We start from the raw sequence: 14,901 nt of genomic DNA, 5'->3' as shown, positions 1-14,901 counted from the left end.
TCCTCTCCTTTTCAAGCGCTTGCGTGGGTGGCCTGCGTTGCTTGGCCGTATCGATCGCGTTCGATGCCTTCGATGCCTTCGCTCAACGCATCACGAACGGGTCGGCGATCGGCTCGTCCGACGTGCGGATCCAGACGGATTTCGTCCGCGTGTACTCGAGTACCGCCTCGAGCCCGCCTTCCCGGCCGAGGCCGCTCAAGCCGTATCCGCCGAACGGCACGATCGGCGAGACCGCGCGATAGGTGTTGACCCAGACGATTCCGGCGCGCAGCGCACGCGTGAGCCGATGCGCGCGCGTCAGATCGCGCGTAAACACGCCCGAGGCAAGGCCGTATCGCGTGTCGTTCGCGAGCGCGACGGCGTCGGCTTCCGTATCGAACGTGACGACGCTGAGCACGGGGCCGAACAGTTCCTCCATCACGCTGGGCACTTTCGAATTCGGGCAGTCGACGATCGTGGGCAAGAAGTAGTGGCCCGCAACCGTTCCTTCGGGCTGCGTCCCACCGGTGACGATGCGGCCGCCGGCTTCGACGCTCGCTTCCAATACCCGATGGATATGGTCGAGCTGACGCCGCGTCGCGAGCGGCCCCATCTCGGTCGCCATGTCTTGCGGATCGCCGATACGAATCGCTTTTGCGCGAGCGGTCAAACGCTCGACGAGCGCGTCGTGAATACCGCGCTGCACGATGAGCCGCGAACCTGCCACGCAGCTTTGCCCCGTCGCCGCGAAAATGCCGGCGATCACGGCATTGCAGGTGCTCTCGAGATCGGCGTCGTCAAAGACGAGCACGGGCGACTTACCGCCGAGTTCGAGCGACATCGCGGCAAGGTTGTCGGCCGAATTGCGAACGACATGGCGCGCGGTTTCCGGCCCGCCCGTGAAAGCGATACGGGAGACGAGCGGATGGCTCGTCAACGTACGGCCGCAATCGTTGCCGAAGCCGGTCACGATATTGACGACACCCTTCGGAATACCGGCTTCATGCACGAGCCGCGCGAATTCGAGCAATGGCGCGGGACCGTCTTCGGACGCCTTGAGCACGACCGTGCAACCCGCCGCGAGCGCGGGGCCGACCTTCACAGCTGACAAGAACAGCTGCGAATTCCAAGGCACGATGGCCGCGACCACGCCCACCGGTTCACGGCGCAGCGTCACTTCCATGTCGGGTTTGTCGACGGGCAGCCAAGCGCCTTGAATCTTGTCGGCGATGCCCGCGTAATAGCGGTAGTACTCGGCCACATAACCGATCTGGCTGCGCGTTTCGCGGATGATCTTGCCCGTGTCGCGCGTTTCGAGTTCGGCCAGACGCGGCGCGTCCCGTTCGATCAACTCGGCCAGCCGATAGAGCAGCTTGCCGCGCGCGCTGGCCGTGAGATTCGCCCATGCGGAATCGTTCAGCGCGCGATGCGCCGCGCGCACCGCGCGATCGACGTCTTCCGCGCACGCGGCCGGCATACGCGCCCATACGTTCCCATTGGACGGATCGACGCTGTCGAATTCGTTCGCGGCATGCTCGAACGTACCGTCGATGTACTGCTGAAACCGTTGCAACATTTCAAGCCGCTCCTTGCGTGAGATTGCCCGAAGGCTCGATATCAACGCTTGCCGAATGCCGGCATCACCTCGGAGATGAACAGCTCCACCGACTTGCGCTTGCGCTCGAAACTCATGTGGCTGTCGAGCCAGAAACTGTATTGGTCGTAGCCGAGTTCTTCGTAGCGCTTCAGGCGCTCGATGACTTGCTTCGGCTCGCCGATGACGAGGTTCTTGCGAATGTTCTCCGACGCGTACTGCGGGAACATCTCGACGTCGGCGTCCGTGAGCGGCTCGATGAAGCCTTGCTCGACCGGACGTTCGTTCTTGAACCACTTGCTGAAGTAGCGATAGAAGCGCGCGAGATCTTCGACCGCCGCGTCCACTTCGGCGGCGTCGGCACCGACGAACGTGTGCATCAGCATCATGACCTCGGGGCGCGGCACCTGCGGGTTCGCTGCACATGCGGCGTTGAAGCGCTCCATCAGGCTCACGACTTCCGCGTCGCCCGATGCCAGCGACGTCACTTGCACGTTGCAGCCATTGGCCACGGCGAACGCGTGCGAGTTCGGATCGCGCGCGGCGAGCCACATCGGCGGATGCGGCTGCTGAATCGGACGCGGCACCGGCGTCGACGAAGGCCACGACCAAAACTCGCCCTGATGCGCGTAGTCGCCTTTGAATAGTTGCCGCAATGCCGGCACGAGTTCCCGCATCCGCGCGCCGGCACTCATCGCATCGAGTCCAGGCAGCAAACGCTCGTACTCGAACGAATAGGCACCGCGCGCAATGCCCAAATCAAGCCGGCCATTACTGGCGACATCCACCATGCCCGCTTCGCCGGCCAGCGCGATCGGATGCCAGAACGGGGCGATCACCGTGCCCGTGCCGAGGCGAATGCGCTCGGTCTTCGCGGCCAGATACGACAAATTGACGAACGGATTCGGCGCGATCGTGAATTCCATCGCATGGTGCTCGCCGATCCATGCGGTTTCGAACCCGCCGCGCTCGGCGATTTGCACGAGTTCGGTCATCTGGTCGAACAGTTCGCGATGCGACGTCTTCGCGTCGTACCGCTCCATATGCAGGAACAACGAAAACTTCATGATGGTTCATCTCCTATCGCGGGCGGCGCATCGGGCCAGTGAGTGATTGCCGAGCCCCGTTCGCCGCGCGTCAGTCTTCTCTTGATTGATGGAATCGAATGGATTCGTTCAGTGAGCCGGTGCCAGCGGTTGAACCGTGCCCGTCTCCGTATCGCCTACATAGATGCCGAATGCATCCTCGCTGCGCTCGCGCACGTAGCGCTCGAGCATCGAACGCACGGCGTCGTCGTGAAACGCATCCCAAGGAATTTGCGTCAACGGGACGATTCGGATCGTGCCGCCCGATTGCGGCAGGATGTCGTTCTTCACTCTGCCGCGGTAATAGATCTGCACGCCCGGTGTCGGTCCGCTGCCTGCCTCGAACACGGCGAACAGGAAATCCAGATGCGCTTTGAGGCCGAGCTTGCCCAACACGCCGAGCAGACTCGCGGCATCGCTTTCCGGTTCGAGCTTGACACCCGTCGGCAACTGCAAGCCATGGGGTGTATCGAGCAGCACGAGCCCATCACGATGTTCGAGGATCGCTCCGACACGCGCGCGCGGTCCGGCCGCGGCCAGCGCATCGAGCGACAGGCTGAAGTTCACATAGGCACCGCGGCAATAACCGAGCGGCGACGACGCCGTATGAATGAAGTCTAGGACGCGACCGATCAAAATAATGTGATCGCCCGCATCGACGACTTCATGCGTCGCGCAATCGAAGCTCGCGGCGGCGCCGGTCATCACGGGCGCCCCGGTGATGCGCTTTTGCCAGGCCACCTGATCGAACTTATCGGCCGCCTTCGAAGCGAACACGCCCGAAACCGACTTCTGATCCTCGGCCAGCACGCTGACGGCGAAATGACTCGTCTGCGAAAACACCGGATAGCTCGACGCCGTCTTTGCGATGCAAACGAGGATCAGCGGCGGATCGAGCGAAACCGACGTGAACGAATTGGCCGTGAAGCCGCGCGGCGAACCGTCGGGCTGGATCGTCGTGACGACCGTCACGCCCGTGACGAATGCGCCGAGCGCCCGGCGAAATTCGGCGATATCGATCCCCTTTTCGTTGATCGTCTCAGTCATGGCATCCTCCAGCGTCGCTGGGCCGATCGCTCGCCGTGCTTGCGGTCGATGCGCTCAGCAGAAATTCGAGCAGTCGTTCGTTCACTTGCGCCGGATTGGTGACATTCATCATATGGCGCTCGTTCGCGATGATCTGGGCACGGCCGAACGGCGCAACCGCCGCCATCGCCTGCGACATGGCCGGGTTCGAGTTCGCGTCGCATTCGCCCGTCAAGAACAACGCAGGCACGGCAAGCGCCGACAAGCGGCCCACGTGCGCATCGTCGGAACGCGCGAACAGCTGATAGGTGCGCGCATAGCCGATAGGATCGACCGTCAAGAGCAGCTCGCGCACGGCCTCGGCCGCTTTCGTCAGATGTGCCGGCACCGGATCGCCGAACCAACGCGTCAACGTCACGTCGATCCCGGCCTCGGCCGGCGCGTCGCCCAACGTGGCGGCGCGATTCATCACCGCTTCGCGCTGCCCCGGCGTGCGGTCGTACACCGCGTTCATGGCAACGACACTGCGCGTGCGCTGCGGATGCGTCAACGCGAATTCGAGTGCGACGAGGGCGCCCATCGAATGACCGACCACATGCGCACGCTCGACTTCCAATTCGTCGAGCACGCGTTCGAGCTGCGACGCATATTCGCCGAGCGTCGGTACCGGCGCCGGCATCGTACTGCCGCCATGCCCGAGCATGTCGTAGGCGACAACGCGATAGCGCGCGGTCAGTGCGTCGATCTGCGGCGACCACACGCTCTGGTTCATCCCGACGCCATGGATCAGCACCACCGTCTCGCACGCGTCGCCCGCCCGCGGCGGATAGACGCTGTAGCTCGTGCCCGCGGCATTGCCGCGCGTCACGTCGCGGTGGAGCGCGCGTTCAGGCTTCATTGGACTCGAGCTCCTTCAGGTCCTGATAGCGGTCGCCGATGCGGTGATGCGGCCGGCCGCCGATCGATGCACCCAAGGCGACCACGAGTTCATCGGGTGCGGGGGCATCGACGATCGAGAACTGCACCGTCAGGTAATGCGAGCGCATGCCTTCGTCGTGCTTGTGCATCAGCGGGATCGAGATCGGACAGTTCGGGCCGCCGCGCACGTTCGTGAAGGCCAGGTAGCTCTTGGCGCCGACCGCCTTGCGATAGAGATTGCCGAATCGCAGCGTGTGAATCAGTGCCGACGCATGTTCCAGCTCGCCCGACGTGCCGACGATCGCCGCCTTGCCATAGCCTTCGACCGCTTCGCCGGAACCCACGGCGCGCAGGATTTCGCCGGTCAGCAGCTCGCCCAATTGCGGCGCCAGCCCATGAATCTCCGGCTTCAAATCCTCGACGAAGCCGCGGCCGGCCCACGGGTTGCGGAGCACGGCGGCGACGCCGAACAGCTTCAAAGGCTGCGGCGCGGCCTTGCCGCCTTCGATAAACGTATCTTCGAGATAGGTGACCAGCTTGCGCACTTCCAGCTTCATAACAGTTCTCCTGACGCGGCACGATGCCGTGGATGCCATCTGTTGAGATTATGGTATACCAGCTTATGGCGCGAAACGAGATCTACATATTATGGAATACCATGATATGAGTTGCGGCATGACTGGCACGATTTTCGCCGCCGATACGCCCCGGGGCCGTCGAAGCCGTCGTGACCGTGATGACCGTGATGAATTCGACGACATCCCGCCGAAAGCCGCTGTCGGGCGCAAGATCGTCGATAATACGGAATGCCAGCGTGCCCGCGGATCCGTTGCCGCGGGCGGATAGATCGCTCACCCTTTCCTAAGCCATGTCAGACCTCAAAATAGACCGAACGGCCAAGACGCTGAGAGAACTCACGCTGGACAAGCTTCGGGGCGCGATTGTCCAGGGCTACTTCAAGCCGGGCGCGCGCCTCGTCGAGCGGACCCTATGCGATGAACTGGGCGTGAGCCGCACGGTCGTGCGTGAAGTGCTGCGGCACCTAGAGACCGAGGGCTTGGTCGAGATCGTCGCGCGGCAAGGTCCGATCGTCGCGCGCCTCGATCCGAGCCAGGTCGGCGAGATCTACGAATTGCGCAGCCTGCTCGAAGCGAATGCGGCGCAAGCTTGTGCCGAACGAGCAACGCCCGAACTGGTTACGCGGCTGCGCGCGATCCGCCGAAAGATCGAAGCCGCCTTCGCCGCGGGCGAAGCGCCGCGCGTGCTCGAACATACGGAGGCGTTCTACGATGCGATGTTCGACGGCGCGGGCAAGGTCGTGTCGCTCAGCGTCGTGAAATCGCTGAACGCCAGGATCAATCGGCTACGCGCGATGACGATCGCTACGCCCGGCCGAAGCGAGGAGTCGAATCGCGAGATGAACGCCCTGCTCGATGCGATCGAACGCCGCGACGGGGAAACGGCGGCGGCGGCGTCGCGTGCGCATATCAAACGCACCGCGGAGCTTGCGCTGCGCGTGCTCGCCGAGCAGGAAGAGCGCGCGGCGCAAGCGGAGTAACGTGGGCATGGAGCCATGACGCATCGCCGATGCACGGGAGCAGGCCGCATGACAGCGGACAAAATCAAACTGACTGACAGGTTCCTTGGCCGATAGCAGGTACGTGAGTCGCCCCATCGCGATCGAGACGAACCCAGCGGTTGCGGCCTTCGCTCTTTGCCCGGTACATGGCGGCATCGGCGGCATCCAGTAGCGAAGCCCTATCCACGGCCACCCCACGCTTGGAAAGCATCAGCCCGACGCTCACGGTCACATGCTCGTAAGGGCTATCCGCGTGAGCGATCGAAAGCAGCCGGACCCTTTGCACGATGGATTCGGCAAGACCTTCGGCCACCGCTGCGCTAGCGTCCGGCATCAACACCGCGAATTCCTCCCCGCCGATGCGTGCGGCAATCGCGCCGTCCGGCAAACGCTCGCCGATAACGTTCGCCACCGCCCTCAATGCCCCGTCGCCGAACGCATGTCCGTAGCGATCGTTGAATCGCTTGAACCAATCGACGTCGATGAACATGACCGCAACCTCTCCGCGATCCGCATTCGTGGTGAAGGATCCGTCGGCGAACGCCGATTCGAAACGGCGGCGGTTCGGCAGGCGCGTCAGCGGGTCCTGCAACGCCAGCGCCTCCAGCTCCGCGTTCGCTTCGCGCAGCTTGCGGGCAAGTTCGAGCTGCGTGCGATGGCCGGCTGTCGCCTGCGCCAGATACCGGCGGCGATCGGCGAGAACGGACGCCATGAGATACGACGCAAGCATGCAGGCCAACGTAAAGCCTTGCACCTCGAGGATGGCTTTTTCGGGGGTGGCGAACGCACCGAGGGGGCTCGAAAACGGTTGGCTCACGGTGCTGATCACGGCGACCGCGCTCGCGATGCACGTACCGGTGACCGCCGCATAGCTTCCGGCCCACAGCACGGCGAGGATGACCGAAGGCAACACCCAGTACGGCGGTATCCAGTGCCCCCGGTGGAACGTGGCGACGCTGACGAGCAACACGATCGCATGCGCGAGCACGCCATGAACCGAGGCACGCGAGAAGTGCGTGCCGAACCTTCGGCGCGACAGCCCGATGTTCAACAGACGTTGCGCCCCTCGAACCGCATGCCCTAGCGGCAGAAACAACGCGAGCCCAAGCGCGTCGCTGAACAGCCAGCTGCGACTGACGAACAACAGCGGCCAACCCCGCGTGAGATGCGCGACCACGCCGACAGCCAATGCCGAGACGGTTGCAGGGAAGAGTACCGCGCAAAGCAGAAATCGAAAAAGGCTGCGTGGGCTCACGACGGCGGATACCGGTGCACGCGAAGCGCTCAGCGAGACCCACAACGCCAACACTTCGACGACATTGCCGAACGTGAATAGCGGCACCGCCGGACGGTCGCGCAGAAAAAGAAGATTGGCGACGAGAGCGCCGGCGGCGACGGCAATCGTGAGCGTGCGCCAGCGAGTCTTGCGGCCGTTGAAGAACAGCCCGACGATCAGGCCGTTCGCCGGCCAGATGCTGCTGACGCCCCAGGTGGCATGGGTCAATGCGATGCCTAGGCAGGCAAAGGCTCCGAACGTAACCGCTACCTTGGCGAACTCGATGAGGCTGCGCTTCATGTCAAAAACGGTTACTTCGAGACGTTCCCGCCCCGTCCTTCTCTATTTCTCGGTGTGACTCGTACTGCCTTTTTAACGGCTACTTAAGATGTTTGATGTTTAGGGGTATACCCTCAACTCGACTTCGTTTCGATCGTTTCTCTGGAACGCTCGGGCTCGGTCAGAGCGAGAAACAAGCGAATCTCTTCCGCGAGCCAGTCACGCAAGGCACACACCTTGGGATCGTCCTTGCTCCCGATACGGTAGACAAGGTCATGTCCGCGCTCGGCCTCGAGACGGATCTCCGGAAAGGGGGCGACCAGACGCCCGGCGGCGATGTCGTCCGCGACGATCACGCTCCGGCCGAGCGCAACACCTTCGCCGCGAATCGCCGCCTCGATCGCAAGACTTCCGTAGCTGTAGGCCGAACCGCGATCGCTACGCACATTCCGCACGCCGGCCAGCGCAAGCCATTGCTCCCAATTGGCCAGCATGCCGTCCTCGTGCAGCAACGTGCAACGAGCCAGACTCGCCAAGGTCGACAATCCGCCCATCTTCGTCCGATAAGCGGGGCTGCAAACCGGCGTAATGGTTTCTTCGAGAATCCGCTCGGCGAGAACCCGCGGATAGCGCCCGCTTCCATAGCGGATCGCCACGTCCGCTTCTCTATCGTTCAGATCGATGTAGGTGTCGGTCACATCGAGGTGAACATCGAGTTCCGGATGACGAGCCTTTAGACGATGCAGCCGCGGTGCGAGCCATTTGTTCGCGAACGACATGCTCGCGTTGATCTTGAGCCTCAACGCGCCGTCATGGCCGCGGAGGCGCTCGGCTTCCTTCGTCAGTTCGCCGAGGGTCCGCGTGACGACCAAGAGAAACTCGGCCCCGGCTTCGGTCAGGACGATGCGCCGAGTCAAACGCTGGAAGAGCGTGACGCCGAGATAGTTTTCGAGTGTCTTGATGTGCCGGCTCACCGCGCCGTGGGTGACATGCAACTCTTCAGCCGCCAGCGTCATGCTCAGCAGCCGCCCGGTTGCCTCGAAAGCGCGCAGCGTTTGGAGGGGTGGAACTCGATCGAACATGAGCCAACGACGCGTGAGTTTGACTCACGCATTATATGACGACAAATGGTTTGTCGGGCACCCGTATCCGCCTTCAATATTCACATACACGTCATTCGAAGCACGCGTTCATTTAGGTCGTTTGCCACGCAGTTTGCCAACCATGGATCTTCTTGTTTTCAAGCTCGTCGTTACCCCGCTGTTGCTGGCGGCCACCACGCTCGCCGTTCGCCGCTGGGGCGAGTCGATCGGGGGACTCTTGCTGGGGCTGCCGCTCACGTCGGGTCCGATCTCGGTCTTCCTCGCACTCGAGCATGGGCCCGCTTTCGCCGCGCAGGCGACGACGGGATCGCTCATCGCGACCGTCGCTCAAGCGGCCTTTTGCGCCGTGTACTGCCGCGTCGCGTCCCGGGGATGGGTGCTCGCATTGACCTCCGCTTGCGCGACGTTTGCCGTCATCGCGGGCATTTTGCAGCACGTTCCGTTGCCGGAAATCGGCCTGTTTCTCGCCGCCGTTGCGGCCGTCTTGCTGGCGCTCGGCCTGATCCCCAACAAGGCAACCAAAGCGAGCCGGCTTGCCGCACCGTGGTGGGATTTGCCTTTGCGCATGGGCCTCATCGCCGGCCTCGTGGTCGGGGTGACGCTGATCGCGCCTTATGTGGGGGCTCAAACGAGCGGCGTGCTCGCATCGTTCCCGTTCATGGCGATCATTCTCGCGGTGTTCACGCACCGTCAGATCGGTCACGTGGCCGCACAACAACTGATGCGCGGCATGGTGGCGGGACTGCTGAGCTTTGCCGCGTGTTTCTACATCCTCAGCCTGACGCTGATGCGGCTGAACTTGGTCGCCGCGTATAGCGTTCCGATTCTCTGCACGCTCGCGATACAAGCGGTGTCTTTGTATCGAATGCAGCGTGTCCCGGTGGCTCTTTCCACCGACTGAGCCGCGTCCTATTGCGCTACCTATCGTTGTTTGCTCTATTGCTCGGCGTTCGTCACACGCGAACGCCGATGCGCAACCCAATCGCCGCCGGTTATTTCCGGCTTGTCTTGAACGGCCGACTCCGTAACCGGATAGTAGAGACACACGACCCGCTCCCCGGCAACGTCGAACGTCATTTCGCGCCCGACGAACATCCCGTCGATGCCCGGATAAGCCCGCTCGATTTCATCGAGGACGGCAATGAGTTCGTCTTCTATCTCATAGACATCGCCGGTCACCGGGCTGCCCGCTTCGTCGAGGACAAGCCCCGGATAGTTGCCGAAGTCGTATAGTTTTCCGCGTACCGCCGTCACGCCGATCAGCCGCGGCTCAGCCAAACCGTGGCTTGCAGCCGCATGGCGAATGTCGTTAGGCTCACCGGCACGTAAGGTGCCGTACACAAACACGTTCTGCATCGCGCGAACTCCGTTTCGGATGAATGATGTCTTCGTTCAAAACGATGCCGGAAAGCGCGGCGGCGCGCCTATGGGTAGATACACTAGGCGCTTAATGCGCCATTGAACAGAGCCTGCTCGAACCTAAACCGTCATGGCGGTCATGTAGCACTTACGACGCCGCTTACGCTCACTGCGTGCGCAGCAACGAGCGCGTGGCGAGGTTCGCGTAAAGTGCGCGCACGCCGAACGTCCAAGGCGCGATTTCGGTGGAGAGCCGCACGGTATTGACGATGGCGCCAAGCGGCGGCGCACTGATCGTCACGCGGTCGCCGAGATGGTGCGTGAACCCGCCGCCCGGCGCGTCGCGATCCTTGATCGGCGAGAACATGGTGCCGAGGAACAGCATGAAGCCGTCGGGATATTGATGATGACGCCCCCAAGCCTGATTCACGAGATCGAGCGGATCGCGGCTGATTTCCGTCATGTGGCTGATGCCATCGAGCAGGAAGCCGTCGTCGGTCCCATCGACACGAAGCGAAACGCTCGTCGCGCGAACCGTGTCGATCGTGAATGTCTCGTCGAATAGCCGAATGAACGGACCGATGGCGCAGGATCCGTTGTTGTCCTTGCACTTGCCGAGCAGCAATGCGGACCGGCCTTCGATGTCCCGCAGGTTCACGTCGTTACCTAGCGTCGCGCCTACGGTTTCCCCCTTGCTGCTCACCGCCAGCACGATTTCGGGCTCCGGGTTGTTCCATGCGGACGCCGGATGCAGCCCGATGTCGGCGCCGAATCCGACGGCGGACATCGGCTGGGACTTCGAAAATACCTCCGCATCGGGGCCGATGCCGACTTCCATGTACTGCGACCACGCTCCGCGACGTTGCAGTTCTTCCTTCAATTTGACAGCCGCTTCCGAACCGGGCTTGATCTTCGATAGATCGCTGCCGATCAAACGCGCAATGGTGTTGCGGACTTCTTGCGCCTTGGCGGGATCGCCGCCCGCCTGCTCTTCGATGACGCGTTCGAGCAGGCTGACCGCGAACGTCACCCCGCAAGCCTTGATGGCTTGCAGATCGCACGGTGCGAGCAAATGGGGGGCGCTAGCGTCGCCCTTCGGATCGAGACTGCGCTCGATCAACGCGCCCACTGGGCCAAGCGCCTCGCCAAGTGCCGAACGCGCCAGCACGACGAGATCGGCACGCTCGAACAGGTCCGATACGGTCGACGCGGTCTGCGAGATGTCGAACGCCATGCCGTCGCGGACGACGACGACACATGGTCCGGCACCCTGGGCGGTTTGGCGCCACACCCGCCCAACGAGCAGGGCATTGCCGAGATCTTGCGGAAGATAGCTGGAAGACGAGGTCATGTTTAGATCCTATGCGGGTCGGTCGATACCGTCATACCGTCGGCTGCGCGAGTCGCCAAGATTCGCGACCTCGTGCATGCCCGCCCATCGAGCTAAGCTCACGCACGATAGGCGAACGCTTGCACCTCGATCAGGTAGCCCGGATCGGCGAGCCGGCTCTCGACCGTCGCTCGCGCAGGCTTCTCGTAGCCTGCTACCCACTTGTCGTACACCCTGTTCATGCCGTCGAAATGGCCGATGTCCGACAGCCAGATTTGAACTCGCGTAAGGTCGTTCCGCGTCAGGCCGGCGTCCTTCAGCAACTCGTCGACGACGGCAAGCACTTGCTTCGTCTGCCCGACGATATCGGCCGACTTGTCGTCGGCTACCACGCCGCCGGTGACGAAGTGCCCACCATACTCGACGGCCCGCGATGCCCGGCTGCCCGGTTCGATGCGTTTGATCATCTTGTTCATCCTTGATATAAGCCCAAAACTAAAACGTTCAAACATCGCCCTTCGCGGTGCCGAGTTCGCGGGTCAATCGATGCTTCCCGCCGATCGAAAGCAGAGGCTCGGGCGGAATCCATGACGGATTCGAGTGTTGCTGGACGAAGCGCAAATTCTCGCTGTCGATTCCGGAAATGTAGTCGGCCATGTAGTAGCCCAGGTAAGTACCCTTCACTACGCCGACGCCGTTGCAGCCGCCGAGCACATAGACACCCTCCCCGGCATTCTTGAAGATGGGCTCATGGTTCAGCGTCAAAGCGAAAACGCCGCCCCACGTGTACTCGAACGTCATTTCCTTCACGAACGGGAAGCGAGCCTCGAACGATAGGCGGTGCTGATGCCACGCCAATTCGAGCTTCTCGCGCGTCGCCTTGAGATCCGAAAGGATGTCGTACGTGTTGCGGATAAAGATTCGCCGATCGTCGGTGAACCGAACCGTAGTGCCCGCCTGATGGGCCGATGTCAGCCCCCAAGGCTTCACACCGCCGAAGTAGCGGCGGATCTGATCGTCGCTAAGCGGTTGAGTCAAACTCGCGTAAGTGAAGATAGGCGCAATGCGATGCGTGAGCTTGCCGAACTGCTCGGAATACGAATTCGTGGCTTGCACGACTATAGGTGCCGAGATCGACCCGCCCAGAAACTGCAGCTTGTGCGGCGGCCCGTATTCGATGGCCTGAACCGGGCTGCTTTCGAATAGCGATACCGACGCCGGCAGCGCCTTGACGAGCCCGCGCACGAGCGCGGCCGGATTGACGAGCACATTGCCGCGCGTATAAACGGCCGAACGATAGTAGTCGGTGCCGAGGCGGCGATTAAGATCCGAACCCGATACGAGTTCATACTCGAACCCGGCCTGCTGCAGCATCGATGCGAAATTGTCGAGCCCCTTCAGATTGCTCTGCTCATGCGCCGCCATGAATTTTCCGGCGTCGTTCCAGAAGGGAATCGAATAGCGATCCTTGAAGCCCCGCAGCCGCTCGATCCCAAACATATTGAGGCGATGCTCCGATCGCGCATGCTCGACGCCGGTCTTGCTGAAATCGACGTTGTGCGGCAGATCGATGAGGAAGCCGGCGTTTCGCCCCGACGATCCCTCGCCCACGCGCAGCGCATCCACCACTGCGATCCGCGCGGAAGGGTTGATCTCGGCGAACCGCAGCGCGACCGACAACCCGGTAAACCCCGCGCCAATAATGGCGATGTCGAACTCCTGGTCGCCTTTCACGCGCGCGCCCAGCCGAACGTTCGACTCAGGGGCGGTTTCGAGCCAACCGAGTTCGCCATCCACCTGCGGAAGCTTCTCTACTTTGTGCATTGCCGTTTCTCACTTGACCACACAGCGACGATGCTTGAAGCCGGCAGGCGGCACAAACGAATTCGAGTCATGAGACATTCCACGGGGGAATACGCTGACGCGGGCGCCGCGCTGCCGCTCAAAGCAGTTCCTCGTTACTTCAGATGCACGGTCTGCAGAGGCACGAACTTACCGCCTTTCGCTTGATAGAGCGTCACGTTGCTCGTGCGCAGATCACCCTTCTGATCGAAGGCGATCGTGCCGGTCACATCCTGGAAATCCACCTTCTTCAATGCGGGCACGATGTCCTTGGGAGACGTCGAATTCGCAAGCTCCATCGCATGAGCCAACGCCATCACCGCATCGTAGCCATAGGGTGCATAGAGCACGACCGGGCCATACTTCTTCTCGAACTCGCTGGCGAACTTCTTGCCGCCCGGCATAGTTTCGAGCGGCTGCCCCGATTCGGCCGAGACGGTACCTTCGGCCGCCGGGCCCGCGAGCTTGATGAAGTTGTCCGTTTCGATCGCCGAGCCGATGAGCGGCGTCTTCATCGCCAGATCCGTCATTTGCTTGCGCAACGGGCCGGCTTGCGCGTCCACGCCGCCGTAGAAGACCGCCTGCGGATTCTTTCCCTTCACCGAGGTCAGCACGCCGCGGAAATCGATCGTGCTCGGCGTCACGTATTCGCGGTCGACCACGTCGACGCCGGCCTTCTTCAAGTCTTCCACGACGATGTCCGCCAACCCTTGACCGTAGGCCGAGCGATCGTCGATCACCGCGACACGCTTATAGCCGGCGGTTTTCGCCATGTATTGCGCCAGGACGCCTCCAACATAGGCGTCATCGCCGATCACGCGAAATGCCGTCGCGAATCCTTGGCGTGTCAGCACGGGGTTCGTCGCGGACGGAGATATCTGGGGGATGTCGGCTTGCGCGTAGACCTTCGAGGCGGGGATCGACGTACCCGAGGTGAGGTGTCCCACGACGCCTACGACGCCTTCGTCCACGAGTTTCTGAGCGATCGTCACGGCCGTCTTCGGATCGGCCATGTCGTCTTCGGCGACGATTTCGAAATGAACCGGCGTCCCCTTGATCTTGATCCCAGCGGCATTCAAGTGATCCACGGCCAGTTTGGCGCCGTTTTCGACATCCTTGCCTTGCGGCGCGAGCGGCCCCGTCAACGGCTCGGCAACGCCGATCTTGACCGTGTCGTCGGCGTAAACGTTAGCGACCATGACTGCGCCGGAAATCAACGGAACGGCGATTTTAGAAATGCGGTTCATTGTATTTACCCATGAATTTGAAACGAAAGAATCCAACCTGATCGGTCGCTGCAATTGGCCTCGACCGGTAACGTGCCTGCACGTCGCCGTCGCCGAGCCCATACCGATCTTCACGATCGCTAGACGTGGTCCGTCACTTGTCTCCAACCTCCTCCACCGCGAGCCGCCGAACCGATACACCTTGGGTGACGCTCCTTCTACGATCGATTAAAGGTTACGAAACCGTCATTTCGACCACAAACGAAATCGGAGCATGGGGTATGCTTCACTGGAATGGGGGATGC

The 14,901-nt window shown here is 62.2% G+C and carries 16 protein-coding genes; 3 read left to right on the top strand and 13 right to left on the bottom strand.

The genetic code is table 11. From position 1 onward, the window contains the following. Positions 1-82: 82 nt before the first annotated feature. The 6 genes from DWV00_RS26310 to DWV00_RS26285 all read right to left on the bottom strand — a co-directional run bounded on the left by DWV00_RS26310 (position 83) and on the right by DWV00_RS26285 (position 5,457). A complete protein-coding gene (locus DWV00_RS26310) occupies positions 83-1,555 on the bottom strand; it encodes an aldehyde dehydrogenase (protein WP_115536564.1) in 1,473 nt (490 codons plus the stop codon). A 41-nt stretch (positions 1,556-1,596) separates the two neighbouring features. Next, positions 1,597-2,640, bottom strand: a complete 1,044-nt coding sequence (locus DWV00_RS26305; protein WP_115536563.1) for an LLM class flavin-dependent oxidoreductase — start codon at positions 2,638-2,640, stop codon at positions 1,597-1,599. A gap of 108 nt (positions 2,641-2,748) precedes the next feature. Further along, the gene (locus DWV00_RS26300; RefSeq protein ID WP_115536562.1) at positions 2,749-3,705 is read right to left on the bottom strand and encodes a flavin reductase family protein; all 957 of its coding nucleotides are present in this window, start codon (positions 3,703-3,705) and stop codon (positions 2,749-2,751) included. Then, complete coding sequence (locus DWV00_RS26295; RefSeq protein ID WP_115536561.1) at positions 3,698-4,582, bottom strand: alpha/beta fold hydrolase; 885 nt, start codon at positions 4,580-4,582, stop codon at positions 3,698-3,700. The genes DWV00_RS26300 and DWV00_RS26295 overlap by 8 nt, the downstream gene beginning before the upstream one ends. Continuing rightward, positions 4,572-5,159: an amino acid synthesis family protein gene (locus tag DWV00_RS26290; RefSeq protein ID WP_115536560.1), complete on the bottom strand. Its 588-nt coding sequence runs from the start codon at positions 5,157-5,159 to the stop codon at positions 4,572-4,574. The genes DWV00_RS26295 and DWV00_RS26290 overlap by 11 nt, the downstream gene beginning before the upstream one ends. An 82-nt stretch (positions 5,160-5,241) precedes the next feature. Then, positions 5,242-5,457, bottom strand: a complete 216-nt coding sequence (locus tag DWV00_RS26285; protein ID WP_115536559.1) for a hypothetical protein — start codon at positions 5,455-5,457, stop codon at positions 5,242-5,244. Between the two features lie 13 nt (positions 5,458-5,470). Between DWV00_RS26285 and DWV00_RS26280 the strand changes: the two genes are divergently transcribed. Then, the gene (locus DWV00_RS26280) at positions 5,471-6,160 is read left to right on the top strand and encodes a GntR family transcriptional regulator (protein WP_115536558.1); all 690 of its coding nucleotides are present in this window, start codon (positions 5,471-5,473) and stop codon (positions 6,158-6,160) included. 64 nt (positions 6,161-6,224) lie between these two features. Here DWV00_RS26280 and DWV00_RS26275 read toward each other — a convergent pair whose 3' ends face one another. Together DWV00_RS26275 and gcvA are read right to left on the bottom strand one after the other, a co-directional pair. Further along, positions 6,225-7,757 carry a GGDEF domain-containing protein gene (locus DWV00_RS26275; protein ID WP_115536557.1) on the bottom strand — a complete coding sequence of 511 codons (1,533 nt, stop codon included), beginning with the start codon at positions 7,755-7,757 and terminating at the stop codon, positions 6,225-6,227. 113 nt (positions 7,758-7,870) lie between these two features. Then, positions 7,871-8,818: a transcriptional regulator GcvA gene (gene gcvA / locus DWV00_RS26270; protein ID WP_115536556.1), complete on the bottom strand. Its 948-nt coding sequence runs from the start codon at positions 8,816-8,818 to the stop codon at positions 7,871-7,873. Between the two features lie 142 nt (positions 8,819-8,960). Here gcvA and DWV00_RS26265 point away from each other — a divergent pair, with 142 nt between their 5' ends. Beyond that, positions 8,961-9,740, top strand: coding sequence for a hypothetical protein (locus DWV00_RS26265; protein ID WP_115536555.1), 780 nt, complete (start codon positions 8,961-8,963; stop codon positions 9,738-9,740). 35 nt (positions 9,741-9,775) lie between these two features. Here the strand turns inward: DWV00_RS26265 and DWV00_RS26260 are convergent, their stop codons facing one another. From DWV00_RS26260 to DWV00_RS26240, 5 genes are all read right to left on the bottom strand, one after another. Continuing rightward, positions 9,776-10,195, bottom strand: a complete 420-nt coding sequence (locus DWV00_RS26260) for a gamma-glutamylcyclotransferase family protein (protein WP_115536554.1) — start codon at positions 10,193-10,195, stop codon at positions 9,776-9,778. 169 nt (positions 10,196-10,364) lie between these two features. After that, positions 10,365-11,549, bottom strand: coding sequence for a fumarylacetoacetate hydrolase family protein (locus DWV00_RS26255; protein WP_115536553.1), 1,185 nt, complete (start codon positions 11,547-11,549; stop codon positions 10,365-10,367). 98 nt (positions 11,550-11,647) lie between these two features. Then, positions 11,648-11,995 carry a RidA family protein gene (locus DWV00_RS26250; protein ID WP_115536688.1) on the bottom strand — a complete coding sequence of 116 codons (348 nt, stop codon included), beginning with the start codon at positions 11,993-11,995 and terminating at the stop codon, positions 11,648-11,650. A gap of 37 nt (positions 11,996-12,032) precedes the next feature. Then, positions 12,033-13,352 (bottom strand): NAD(P)/FAD-dependent oxidoreductase, encoded by a 1,320-nt coding sequence (locus tag DWV00_RS26245; protein ID WP_115536552.1) that lies wholly within the window; start codon positions 13,350-13,352, stop codon positions 12,033-12,035. Between the two features lie 134 nt (positions 13,353-13,486). Continuing rightward, complete coding sequence (locus DWV00_RS26240) at positions 13,487-14,569, bottom strand: branched-chain amino acid ABC transporter substrate-binding protein (RefSeq protein ID WP_115536687.1); 1,083 nt, start codon at positions 14,567-14,569, stop codon at positions 13,487-13,489. Between DWV00_RS26240 and DWV00_RS33795 the strand changes: the two genes are divergently transcribed. Continuing rightward, positions 14,568-14,828, top strand: coding sequence for a hypothetical protein (locus DWV00_RS33795; protein ID WP_147297984.1), 261 nt, complete (start codon positions 14,568-14,570; stop codon positions 14,826-14,828). The two genes, DWV00_RS26240 and DWV00_RS33795, sit on opposite strands and share 2 nt — an antisense overlap. Positions 14,829-14,901: the final 73 nt, after the last annotated feature.

Source organism: Trinickia dinghuensis, assembly GCF_003367175.1.
In the GTDB taxonomy this organism is placed as follows: Bacteria; Pseudomonadota; Gammaproteobacteria; order Burkholderiales; family Burkholderiaceae; genus Trinickia; species Trinickia dinghuensis.
The sequence above is the reverse complement of the archived record's forward strand: the minus strand, read 5'-3'. Positions and strand labels throughout refer to the sequence as shown.

Excerpts from the sequence above, each read along its gene's own strand:
- DWV00_RS26310 (WP_115536564.1), bottom strand. The coding sequence starts at position 1,555 with ATGTTGCAACGGTTTCAGCAGTACATCGACGGTACGTTCGAGCATGCC.
- DWV00_RS26305 (WP_115536563.1), bottom strand. The coding sequence starts at position 2,640 with ATGAAGTTTTCGTTGTTCCTGCATATGGAGCGGTACGACGCGAAGACG.
- DWV00_RS26300 (WP_115536562.1), bottom strand. The coding sequence starts at position 3,705 with ATGACTGAGACGATCAACGAAAAGGGGATCGATATCGCCGAATTTCGC.
- DWV00_RS26295 (WP_115536561.1), bottom strand. The coding sequence starts at position 4,582 with ATGAAGCCTGAACGCGCGCTCCACCGCGACGTGACGCGCGGCAATGCC.
- DWV00_RS26290 (WP_115536560.1), bottom strand. The coding sequence starts at position 5,159 with ATGAAGCTGGAAGTGCGCAAGCTGGTCACCTATCTCGAAGATACGTTT.
- DWV00_RS26280 (WP_115536558.1), top strand. The coding sequence starts at position 5,471 with ATGTCAGACCTCAAAATAGACCGAACGGCCAAGACGCTGAGAGAACTC.
- DWV00_RS26275 (WP_115536557.1), bottom strand. The coding sequence starts at position 7,757 with ATGAAGCGCAGCCTCATCGAGTTCGCCAAGGTAGCGGTTACGTTCGGA.
- gcvA (WP_115536556.1), bottom strand. The coding sequence starts at position 8,818 with ATGTTCGATCGAGTTCCACCCCTCCAAACGCTGCGCGCTTTCGAGGCA.
- DWV00_RS26265 (WP_115536555.1), top strand. The coding sequence starts at position 8,961 with ATGGATCTTCTTGTTTTCAAGCTCGTCGTTACCCCGCTGTTGCTGGCG.
- DWV00_RS26260 (WP_115536554.1), bottom strand. The coding sequence starts at position 10,195 with ATGCAGAACGTGTTTGTGTACGGCACCTTACGTGCCGGTGAGCCTAAC.
- DWV00_RS26255 (WP_115536553.1), bottom strand. The coding sequence starts at position 11,549 with ATGACCTCGTCTTCCAGCTATCTTCCGCAAGATCTCGGCAATGCCCTG.
- DWV00_RS26250 (WP_115536688.1), bottom strand. The coding sequence starts at position 11,995 with ATGATCAAACGCATCGAACCGGGCAGCCGGGCATCGCGGGCCGTCGAG.
- DWV00_RS26245 (WP_115536552.1), bottom strand. The coding sequence starts at position 13,352 with ATGCACAAAGTAGAGAAGCTTCCGCAGGTGGATGGCGAACTCGGTTGG.
- DWV00_RS33795 (WP_147297984.1), top strand. The coding sequence starts at position 14,568 with ATGACTGCGCCGGAAATCAACGGAACGGCGATTTTAGAAATGCGGTTC.
- DWV00_RS26240 (WP_115536687.1), bottom strand. The coding sequence starts at position 14,569 with ATGGTCGCTAACGTTTACGCCGACGACACGGTCAAGATCGGCGTTGCC.